The sequence below is a fragment of the Variovorax sp. WDL1 genome (assembly GCF_001541225.1).
Lineage (GTDB): Bacteria > Pseudomonadota > Gammaproteobacteria > Burkholderiales > Burkholderiaceae_C > Variovorax.
This window is the reverse complement of the sequence record NZ_LMTS01000004.1, coordinates 95,722-105,481: the sequence shown is the minus strand read 5'-3', so window position 1 is coordinate 105,481 and position 9,760 is coordinate 95,722. Positions and strand designations below refer to the sequence as shown.

The window sequence follows — 9,760 nt, the reverse complement described above, 5'->3', positions numbered from 1 at the left end:
AAGCTGCGGCTGAACCAGCCGCTGACGGCAGGGTGGAAATCGGCGAAGGGCACGGGCAGAGAACGGTGAGGGCGCCCACACGGCGGGCGCTGCCAAGGCATGTTACGCGGCTGCGGCGAAGTCTGCGATCCCTGGGAGATCGGGCTTGCGGCGCGGGCGCCAAGCGGCACGGCGGGCATGGTCGCGGCGGTGGCTGCAAGGGCCGGCCGCGCAAAAAACGCGCGATCTGGCATCGCTGTGACAAAGCATCAGCTTCTGGTCAGCGAACCGTCTATTTCTTCACGCGCTTCCTGGCGAAATCGGCGCAAACTACGTCCATGGTTTCTCTGGGGGATTGCTGCAAAGGCAATCATTGAGCTCGCTTCGGCGAGCTCTTTTTTTTGTCTGACTGAACTGCGTGAGAAACTACGGGGCTGCCAAAGCTCGACGGTGATGCTGGTTTGCTGAACAACGAAAAGATCATCTCGGTCGCGCCCATGATGGACTGGACGGACCGTCACTGCCGCTATTTCCACCGGCTGCTGACCCGCCGCGCCTTGCTCTACACCGAGATGGTGACCACCGGCGCGCTGATCCATGGTGACGTGCCGCGCCATCTGCGCTTCGACGCCGAGGAGCATCCGGTCGCCCTCCAATTGGGCGGCAGCGAGGCGACCGAGCTGGCGCATTGTGCGAAGCTGGGCGAGGACTGGGGCTACGACGAGATCAACCTCAACTGCGGATGCCCCAGCGAGCGGGTGCAGCGCGGCGCTTTCGGGGCCTGCCTGATGAACGAGCCGCAGCTCGTGGCCGATTGCGTGAAGGCCATGGTCGATGTGGTGGGCGTGCCGGTCACGGTCAAGCACCGCATCGGCATCGACAAGACCGAGTCCTATGAATTCGTGCGCGATTTTGTCGGCACGGTGAGCGAGGCCGGTTGCCGCACCTTCATCGTCCATGCGCGCAATGCCTGGTTGAAAGGCCTGTCGCCCAAGCAGAACCGTGAGGTGCCGCCGCTGCGCTACGAGCTGGTGCATCGGCTCAAGCACGACTTCCCCGAACTCGCCATTTCGATCAACGGCGGCTTCAACGAAAACGCGCAGATGCAGGCGCATCTGCGGCTGCTGGACGGGGTGATGATCGGGCGCGAGGCGTACCACAACCCGTGGTGGCTCGCGCAATGGGACGAGGTCTTCTACCGGCAGCCGCCCTCCGTCCTCACGCGCGAGGATGTGGAGCGCAGGATGTGCGACTACATGGCCCGCGAGGCGGCCGAGCATGGCACGCCCTGGTCGAACATCGCACGCCACATGCTGGGGCTTCGCAACGGCCTGCCGGGTGCCCGCCGCTGGCGCCAGGTCTGGAGCGACCACCGGCTGAAGGCGCTGCCGCCGCACGAGGTGATGGCGATCGCGCACGAGCCGGCGGAGGCCGCCGCCTGAGTTTCAGGCCGCCATCAGCCGCGCCTCGGGAACATCCTCGATGGTGGTGCGGCGCAGCTCGCGCCGCTCGGCGATGTCGTAGCGCCGGCCGCGGTGCAGGGTGCTGCGGTTGTCCCACATCACCAGGTCGCCGACCTGCCATTCATGGCGGTAGACGAGTTCGCGCTGTGTCGCGTGCTCCAGCAGGTCCTGCAGGTACATGCGCGACTCGGCCGTGGGCCAGCCGATGATCTGCCGCGCATGCACGCCGACGAAGAGCAGCTTGCGCCCCGAGCCCGGGTGCGTCTGTACCAGCGGCCAGACCGCTGGCGGGATGGCCTTCTTCTGGTCGTCGGTGTAGGCCTCGTCGCCCAGCAGGATGCGCGTGTGCAGCGCGTAGTGCTCGGCACGCAGGTCCTGGACCTCGGCCTTGGTGCGATCGGGCAGGGCGTCGTAGGCGGCGCGCAGGTCGGCAAACTCGGTGTTGCCGCCCCAGCTCGGCAGGACCAGTGCGTGCAGCATCGAGTAGGCGGTGCGCGGCGCCTGGAAGGAGCTGTCGCTGTGCCAGAGCTGGTTGGCGAAGTTCGAGAGGTTCTTGGGCGAGTCGCGCCGCGCCACGTTGCCTTCGGCATCGACGTTGGAAATGTCGATCAGGCGCTCGTCCTCCAGTCTCTCCTTGCGCTTGAAGACCTTTTTCAGGCCAAGGTCCAGCGGGCCGAAGGACTTGGCGAAGTCGATCTGTTGCTGGCCCGTCAAAGGCTGGCTGCGCCACACCAGCACGGCGTATTCATTCATCGCGGCATTGATCTGGCGCACCTCGGCGTCGGACAGCGGACGCGTGATATCGATGCCGCTGGCTTCGGCGACGAACAGGGGATGCAGGGGCTTGAGTCGGAGGGGCATGGGAGTCTCGGGAACGGGTTATTCGGCCTGGATGCCGGCTTCGTTGATCACGCGGGCCCAGCGCTTCATCTCGGATTGCACGAATGCCTCGAACTGCTCGGGCCTGGAGGCGACCACCTCCATGCCCTGTTCCTCGATTCGCTTGCGGATCTCGGGCGTGCGCAGCACCTTCTCGGTGTCGGCCTGGATCTTCTGGATGACGGCCTTTGGCGTGCCGTGCGGCGCAACGAAGCCCAGCAGCGCGTTGACGTTGAAGCCGGGGAGAGTCTCGGCCACCGTCGGGTAGTTGAAGCCCGCCACGCGCTTCTCGCCGAGGGTCGCGATCATCTTCATCCGACCGGCCTTCACGTAGGGCAGGATCGACAGGAAGGGGTCGACCACGATGTCGATGCGCCCACCCATCAGCTCGGTATGCGCCGGCGCACTTCCCTTGAAGGGCGAGTGGAGCATGTCGAAGCCGGCCTCGCGCTTCAGGAGCTCGGCCCCGAGGTGCGTAGTGCTGCCGGCGCCGGGCGTGCCGTAGGTGAGCTTGCCGGGGTTCTTCCTGGCGTAGGCGATCAGCTCCGGCACGGTGTTGAAGGGGGCGTCGGGCTTGGCGACCATCGCCAGCTGCAGGTTCGCGATCTGCGTGATGGCTGCGAGATCCTTCACTGTGTCGTATGGCAGGCTCTTGCGCAGTGAGGGGTTTACGGCGAACGAGGAATTCACCATGCCGAAGGTCAGTCCATCGGACGGGGCCTTGGCGACGAAGTCCACGCCGATGGCCGTCCCGGCGCCGGGCTTGTAGTCGATGATCACCGGCTGTCCCCAGATTTCCTGCAGCCTCTGTGCGATGAGCCGGCCCACCGTGTCGGTCGGCCCGCCGGGCGCAAACGGGATGATGATCTTGACCGGGCCTTTGGGAAATTCCTGGGCTGCTGCACCGAAGCTGCTGCCGAGGCCGGCGATAGTAATCGTGGCGCCGGCCAGCAAGACTTGACGACGTGTGGTGACGAACGGGTTTTGTCTCATCGTAATTTCGTTTTATGGAACAGTGTTTTGAAATAGTATCGACTCAGGTGCACAAGTCAATGAAAATATGAAACATTGTTTTAAAAATTCTGGATTCCATGGCTGAGCAAGGCGGAGGGGTCGAGGTCAGCGCGCTAGCGCGGGGCTTGGCAGTGCTGAAGGTGGTCGGCGACGCACCCGGCCCGCTGAGCAACCGCGAGCTGGCCGATGCGACCGGTATTCCGAAGCCGACGGTTTCCCGTCTGGCCGCGACGCTCGTCGCGAGCGGCTACCTGCGGCAGGCCCCGGACAGCGAGCGCTTCAGCCTCGGCCCCGCCCTGCTGGACATGAGCAACCGCTACCTCCGGCATTTCGATCTACGCGGTGTCGCCCGGCCGCACCTGCTGGCGCTGGCCGAGTTCGCCGGCGCCAGCGTGCACCTAGGCGTGCGAGACGACCTCGATATGCTGATCATCGATTCGCTGCGTCCTCGCTCGGCCATGATCAGCTCGCGCATCGACGTGGGCTCGCGCATGACCATCGCCACCTCGGCTGCCGGGCGGGCCTACCTCGCGGCGCTGCCGTCGGGCGAGCAGGCCGAGTTGCTGGACCAGATCCGGCTCGCCAGCGGCGAGAACTGGGCCGTGCTGGAGCCGCGCATCATGGCGGGCCTGGAGGAGCATGCGCGGCTGGGCTATTGCAGCTCCTTCGGCGAGTGGCACCCGCACATCCATGCGCTGGGCTTCTCGCTGCGCGGACCCCGCGGTGAGCGCTACGCCTGCAGCTGCGGCGGGCCGGCCTACCTGCTGCCGCGCGAGACGATGGTGGCGCGCATCGCACCGAAACTGCTGGAGACCCTGCAGCGGATCAATGCCGACAGCGGCATGGCGTCGCCTGCCGACTGAGCTGGGCCCTAGTTCGCTGCTTCCAGGCCGCTGCGGAAGTGCTCCTGCATGCGCGCCATGGCGCCGGCCCCGTCGCGTGCCTTGATCGCGGCCATGATCGCCCGGTGCTCGGCGAGCGACTCCCCGATGCGGCCGGCCTTGAGCAGCGAGTTGTGGCGGTTGAGCTTCATCACCTTTCGCAGGTCGGCGACCATCTGGTCGCGCCAGCGGTTGTCGGCCATCGCCAGGATACGCATGTGGAATCGTTCGTTGACGGCGAAGAAGTGGGCACGGTCCACCTTGCCCGGCGCCGCGGCGGCTTCGAGCTCTGCATGCAGGGTCTCCAGTTCCGCCAGTTGCGCGTTCGAGGCCCGCTCTGCGACCACGCCCACCGCGTCGCTCTCGAGCAGACTGAGCAGGTGATAGACGTCCGACAGGTCCTTCTCGGACACCTCGGTCACGTAGGCGCCGCGCCGCACCTTCATCGTCACCAGGCCTTCGGCCGCCAGCACCTTGAGCGCCTCCCGCAGCGGCGTGCGGCTGATGCCGTATTCCTCGGCCAGCTTGAGCTCGTCGATCCAGCTGCCAGGCTCCAGCTCGCGGTTGAAGATGCGTTGGCGCAGCAGCTCAGCCACCTCTTCGTAGAGGGCGCGCGGGGTCAGGGTGAGGGCGGACATGCGCGAAATGTACCGCATCACCGGGCTTTGAATTAATAATTACAGATGAGTTAGACTCGCACCCAAAATCGTCGCGCGCCTGCGCAGACATCCCCATCCACTCGCAAAGCGGCGCCATGAGCAGCAAACCTGAACCGACCTTCCAAACCGCGACCCTCGAAGCCTGGGCCAAGGCTGCTGCCAAGTCCGCCCCGGACGGCGACGTGCAGGCGCTGAACTGGATCACGCCCGACGGCATCACGGTCAAGCCGCTCTACACCGCGGCCGATCTGAAAGGCCTGAAGTACACCGACACACTGCCCGGCTTCGAGCCCTACCTGCGCGGCCCGCAGGCCACGATGTACGCGGTGCGCCCCTGGACCATCCGGCAGTACGCGGGCTTCTCCACCGCCGAGGAATCGAACGCCTTCTACCGCAAGGCCTTGGCCGCCGGCGGGCAGGGCGTCAGCGTGGCCTTCGACCTGGCGACGCACCGCGGCTATGACAGCGACCATCCGCGCGTGACCGGCGACGTGGGGAAGGCCGGCGTGGCCATCGACAGCGTGGAGGACATGAAGATCCTGTTCGACCAGATCCCGCTGGACAAGGTCAGCGTCTCCATGACGATGAACGGCGCTGTGCTGCCGGTGCTGGCCGGCTACATCGTCGCGGCCGAGGAGCAGGGCGTGGCGCAGGACCAGCTCTCGGGGACCATCCAGAACGACATCCTCAAGGAGTTCATGGTCCGCAACACCTACATCTTCCCGCCCGAGCCGTCGATGCGGATCATCGGCGACATCATTGCGTACACCGCGGAGAAGATGCCGAAGTTCAACTCCATCTCCATCAGCGGCTACCACATGCAGGAGGCCGGCGCCAACCAGGCGCTGGAGCTGGCCTTCACGCTCGCGGACGGCAAGGAGTACGTGAAGACGGCGCTGGCCAAGGGGCTGGATGTCGACGGCTTTGCCGGGCGGCTGAGCTTCTTCTGGGCCATCGGCATGAACTTCTACCTGGAGGTCGCCAAGATGCGCGCGGCGCGCCTCCTCTGGTGCCGCATCATGAAGGAGTTCAACCCCAAGAACCCCAAGAGCCTGATGCTGCGTACCCACTGCCAGACCTCGGGCTGGAGCCTCACCGAGCAGGACCCGTACAACAACGTGGTGCGCACCACCATCGAGGCCATGGCTGCTGTCTTCGGCGGCACCCAGAGCCTGCACACCAACGCGCTGGACGAGGCGATCGCGCTGCCTACCGAGTTCAGCGCGCGCATCGCACGCAACACGCAGCTCATCATCCAGGAAGAGACCCACATCACGAACGTGATCGATCCATGGGCCGGCAGCTACATGATGGAAAAACTCACTCAGGACATGGCAGACGCAGCCTGGGCCATCATCGAGGAGGTCGAGGCCATGGGGGGCATGACCAAGGCCGTGGACAGCGGCTGGGCCAAGCTCAAGATCGAGGCGGCCGCGGCCGACAAGCAGGCGCGCATCGACTCGGGGCAGGACGTGATCGTGGGCGTCAACAAGTACAAGCTGCAGAGCGAGGACACCCACGACATCCTGCAGATCGACAACGTCAAGGTGCGCGACAGCCAGATCGCGCGGCTCAAGGCCGTGCGCGAGAAGCGCGACGGCGCCAAGGTGCAGGCCGCGCTCGACGCCATGACCGCGGCCGCCGGGAGCGGCGAGGGCAATCTTCTGGCGCTGAGCGTCGAGGCCGTGCGCCTGCGCGCGACGGTGGGCGAGATCAGCGATGCGCTGGAGAAGGTCTACGGCCGCCATCGTGCCGACACGCAGAAGGTGACCGGCGTCTATGCCGCCGCCTACGACTCGGCCGAAGGCTGGGAGGCGCTGCAGAAGGAGATCGCGGGCTTCGCCGAGGAACAGGGCCGGCGCCCGCGCGTGATGATCTCCAAGCTGGGGCAGGATGGCCACGATCGCGGCGCCAAGGTCGTCGCCACGGCCTTTGCCGACCTGGGCTTCGACGTCGACATGGGCCCGCTGTTCCAGACTCCCGAGGAATGCGCGCGCCAGGCGATCGAGAACGACGTGCACGCGGTGGGCGTCAGCACCCTGGCCGCGGGGCACAAGACACTGGTGCCGGCCATCATCGAGGAGCTGAAGAAACAGGGCGCCGACGACATCATCGTCTTCGTCGGCGGGGTGATTCCGCGGCAGGACTACGAGTTCCTCTACGAGGCCGGCGTGAAGGGCATCTACGGGCCGGGGACGCCGATTCCGGCCAGTGCGAAGGACGTGCTGGAGCAGATTCGCGCGGCGGTCGCGGCTTGAGCATGCCTGCCGCGGCTCCAAGCCTGGTGACGGCCGAAGCGCTGGCCGAGGCCGAGGGGCCTCGACAGCGCCGCGCCATCGCGAAGGCCATCACGCTGCTCGAATCGACGCGGGCGGACCACCGCGCGCAAGCCGATGAACTCTTGACGGCACTGCTGCCGCACACCGGCAAGTCCTTCCGCCTCGGCATCTCGGGCGTGCCGGGCGTCGGCAAGTCCACCTTCATCGAGACGCTGGGCCTGTACCTGATCGATCGCGGCCACCGCGTGGCGGTCCTCACCATCGACCCATCGTCCACCGTCTCCGGCGGCTCCATCCTCGGCGACAAGACGCGCATGGAAAGGCTCTCGGTGCACGAGCGGGCCTACATTCGCCCCAGCCCGTCGAGCGGAACGCTGGGCGGCGTGGCCGAGAAGACGCGCGAGGCCATGCTGGTCTGCGAGGCCGCCGGCTACGACATCGTGATCGTCGAGACCGTGGGCGTCGGCCAGAGCGAGACCGCGGTCTCGGGCATGACCGACATGTTCGTGCTGCTGCAACTGCCCAATGCCGGCGACGACCTGCAGGCGATCAAGAAGGGCGTGATGGAGCTGGCCGACCTCGTGGTCATCAACAAGGCCGACATCGACCCAGACGCGGCGACGCGCGCGCAGGCCCAGATCACCTCCGCGTTGCGCCTCTTCGGCCATCACGGCAATCCGGTGCATGCGCACGTCGTGCACGGCGCCGATGCGGCGCTGCGCCAGTGGCAACCCAGGGTGATTCAGTCGAGCGCTTTGCTGGGCACCGGCGTCGACGCCTTCTGGGACACGGTGCTGCAGTTCAAGACCTTGCAGACCGCGACCGGCAAGCTCGCGGCGCGGCGCGAGAAACAGGCACTCGCGTGGATGTGGGAACGCATCGACGCGGGTCTCAAGCAGGCCTTCCGCCAGCACCCGAAAGTGCGCGAGCTGCTTCCGCAGACGCTGGCCCAGGTGGCGGCGGGCACGCTGCCCGCGTCGACCGCGGCGCGCAACCTGCTCTCGGCGCAGGCGGGACAAGCGTAGCCGCTCGAACAACACATCAACACACACTTCAGGAACAGGACCATGAAAGAGATCCTCGAACAACTCGAAAAGCGGCGCGCCCAGGCGCGGCTGGGCGGCGGGCAGAAGCGCATCGACGCGCAGCACGCCAAGGGCAAGCTGACGGCGCGGGAGCGCATCGAGCTGCTGCTCGACGACGACACCTTCGAGGAATGGGACATGTTCGTCGAGCACCGGTCCAGCGACTTCGGCATGGCCGAAACGAAGATTCCCGGCGACGGCGTGGTCACCGGCTACGGCATGATCAACGGGCGACTGGTATTCGTCTTCAGCCAGGACTTCACTGTCTTCGGCGGCGCGCTCAGTGAAGCCCATGCCGAGAAGATCTGCAAGGTCATGGACCAGGCAATGAAGGTGGGCGCGCCCGTCATCGGCCTCAACGACTCTGGCGGCGCACGCATCCAGGAAGGCGTGGCCTCGCTCGGCGGTTACGCCGAGGTGTTCCAGCGCAACGTGATGGCCTCCGGCGTGGTGCCGCAGATCAGCATGATCATGGGGCCCTGCGCCGGCGGCGCCGTCTATTCGCCGGCCATGACCGATTTCATCTTCATGGTGCGCGACAGCTCCTACATGTTCGTCACCGGCCCGGAGGTGGTGAAGACGGTGACGCACGAGGACGTCACGGCCGAGGAACTGGGCGGTGCCACCACGCACACCACCAAGAGCGGCGTGGCCGACATGGCCTTCGCGAACGACGTGGAGGCGCTGATGATGCTGCGCCGCCTCTACAACTACCTGCCGCTCAACAACCGCGAAAAGCCGCCCGTGCGGCCCAGCGGCGACCCGGCCGATCGCGCCGACCTGTCGCTCGACACACTGGTGCCCGACAACCCGAACAAGCCCTACGACATGAAGGAGGCGATTGCCAAGGTGGTCGACGACGGCGAGTTCTTCGAGCTGCAGCCCGACTACGCGAAGAACATCGTGATCGGATTCGCACGCATGGATGGGCAGAGCGTGGGCATCGTCGCCAACCAGCCGCTGGTGCTGGCGGGTTGCCTGGATATCAAGTCCTCGATCAAGGCGGCGCGCTTCGTGCGCTTCTGCGATGCATTCAACATCCCGGTCGTCACCTTCGTCGACGTGCCCGGCTTCATGCCGGGCACCAGCCAGGAATACGGCGGCATCATCAAGCATGGCGCCAAGCTGCTCTACGCGTATGCAGAGTGCACCGTGCCGAAGATCACCGTCATCACGCGCAAGGCCTACGGTGGCGCCTATGACGTGATGTCCTCCAAGCACCTGCGCGGCGACGTCAACCTGGCCTGGCCGCGCGCGGAGATCGCCGTGATGGGCGCGAAGGGGGCGGTGGAGATCATCTTCCGCGAGGACAAGAACGACCCCGAAAAGCTGGCCGCGCGCGAGGCCGAGTACAAGGCCCGCTTCGCCAATCCCTATGTGGCCGGCACGCGCGGCTACATCGACGACGTCATTCTGCCCAGCGAGACGCGCAAGCGCATTTGCCGCAGCCTGGTCATGCTGCGCGAGAAGAAGCTCGACAACCCGTGGCGCAAGCACGGGAACATTCCGCTTTGAGAACGG

Annotated in this window: 8 protein-coding genes; 5 read left to right on the top strand and 3 right to left on the bottom strand. The window is 66.1% G+C overall.

What is annotated here, in order from left to right; all coding sequences use genetic code 11:
• Positions 1-440 precede the first annotated feature (440 nt).
• Positions 441-1,421 carry a tRNA dihydrouridine(20/20a) synthase DusA gene (gene dusA, locus APY03_RS00560; RefSeq protein WP_269475626.1) on the top strand — a complete coding sequence of 327 codons (981 nt, stop codon included), beginning with the start codon at positions 441-443 and terminating at the stop codon, positions 1,419-1,421.
• Between the two features lie 3 nt (positions 1,422-1,424).
• Here dusA and APY03_RS00555 read toward each other — a convergent pair whose 3' ends face one another.
• Entirely contained in the window at positions 1,425-2,303 is an 879-nt protein-coding gene (locus APY03_RS00555) for a TauD/TfdA dioxygenase family protein (RefSeq protein ID WP_068672877.1), read from the bottom strand.
• Between the two features lie 18 nt (positions 2,304-2,321).
• The gene (locus tag APY03_RS00550; RefSeq protein ID WP_068672875.1) at positions 2,322-3,314 is read right to left on the bottom strand and encodes a tripartite tricarboxylate transporter substrate binding protein; all 993 of its coding nucleotides are present in this window, start codon (positions 3,312-3,314) and stop codon (positions 2,322-2,324) included.
• Positions 3,315-3,412: 98 nt separating this feature from the next.
• On the opposite strand from APY03_RS00550, the gene APY03_RS00545 reads away from it, so the two are divergent.
• Positions 3,413-4,198, top strand: a complete 786-nt coding sequence (locus APY03_RS00545) for an IclR family transcriptional regulator (RefSeq protein ID WP_068672873.1) — start codon at positions 3,413-3,415, stop codon at positions 4,196-4,198.
• Between the two features lie 8 nt (positions 4,199-4,206).
• On the opposite strand, the gene APY03_RS00540 is transcribed toward APY03_RS00545, so the two are convergent.
• A complete protein-coding gene (locus APY03_RS00540; protein ID WP_068673077.1) occupies positions 4,207-4,854 on the bottom strand; it encodes a GntR family transcriptional regulator in 648 nt (215 codons plus the stop codon).
• Positions 4,855-4,970: 116 nt separating this feature from the next.
• Here APY03_RS00540 and scpA point away from each other — a divergent pair, with 116 nt between their 5' ends.
• From scpA to APY03_RS00525, 3 genes are read left to right on the top strand one after another with little or no spacing between them, the layout of a single operon-like run.
• Entirely contained in the window at positions 4,971-7,133 is a 2,163-nt protein-coding gene (gene scpA / locus APY03_RS00535) for a methylmalonyl-CoA mutase (protein ID WP_068672871.1), read from the top strand.
• 2 nt (positions 7,134-7,135) lie between these two features.
• The gene (gene meaB, locus APY03_RS00530) at positions 7,136-8,179 is read left to right on the top strand and encodes a methylmalonyl Co-A mutase-associated GTPase MeaB (protein ID WP_068672869.1); all 1,044 of its coding nucleotides are present in this window, start codon (positions 7,136-7,138) and stop codon (positions 8,177-8,179) included.
• A 42-nt stretch (positions 8,180-8,221) separates the two neighbouring features.
• Positions 8,222-9,754: an acyl-CoA carboxylase subunit beta gene (locus APY03_RS00525; protein ID WP_068672867.1), complete on the top strand. Its 1,533-nt coding sequence runs from the start codon at positions 8,222-8,224 to the stop codon at positions 9,752-9,754.
• Positions 9,755-9,760: the final 6 nt, after the last annotated feature.

What these genes read in the sequence shown, in the direction of transcription:
- APY03_RS00550 (WP_068672875.1), bottom strand. Translation starts at nt 3,314, where the DNA reads ATGAGACAAAACCCGTTCGTCACCACACGTCGTCAAGTCTTGCTGGCC.
- APY03_RS00545 (WP_068672873.1), top strand. Translation starts at nt 3,413, where the DNA reads ATGGCTGAGCAAGGCGGAGGGGTCGAGGTCAGCGCGCTAGCGCGGGGC.
- APY03_RS00525 (WP_068672867.1), top strand. Translation starts at nt 8,222, where the DNA reads ATGAAAGAGATCCTCGAACAACTCGAAAAGCGGCGCGCCCAGGCGCGG.
- APY03_RS00540 (WP_068673077.1), bottom strand. Translation starts at nt 4,854, where the DNA reads ATGTCCGCCCTCACCCTGACCCCGCGCGCCCTCTACGAAGAGGTGGCT.
- scpA (WP_068672871.1), top strand. Translation starts at nt 4,971, where the DNA reads ATGAGCAGCAAACCTGAACCGACCTTCCAAACCGCGACCCTCGAAGCC.
- APY03_RS00555 (WP_068672877.1), bottom strand. Translation starts at nt 2,303, where the DNA reads ATGCCCCTCCGACTCAAGCCCCTGCATCCCCTGTTCGTCGCCGAAGCC.
- meaB (WP_068672869.1), top strand. Translation starts at nt 7,136, where the DNA reads ATGCCTGCCGCGGCTCCAAGCCTGGTGACGGCCGAAGCGCTGGCCGAG.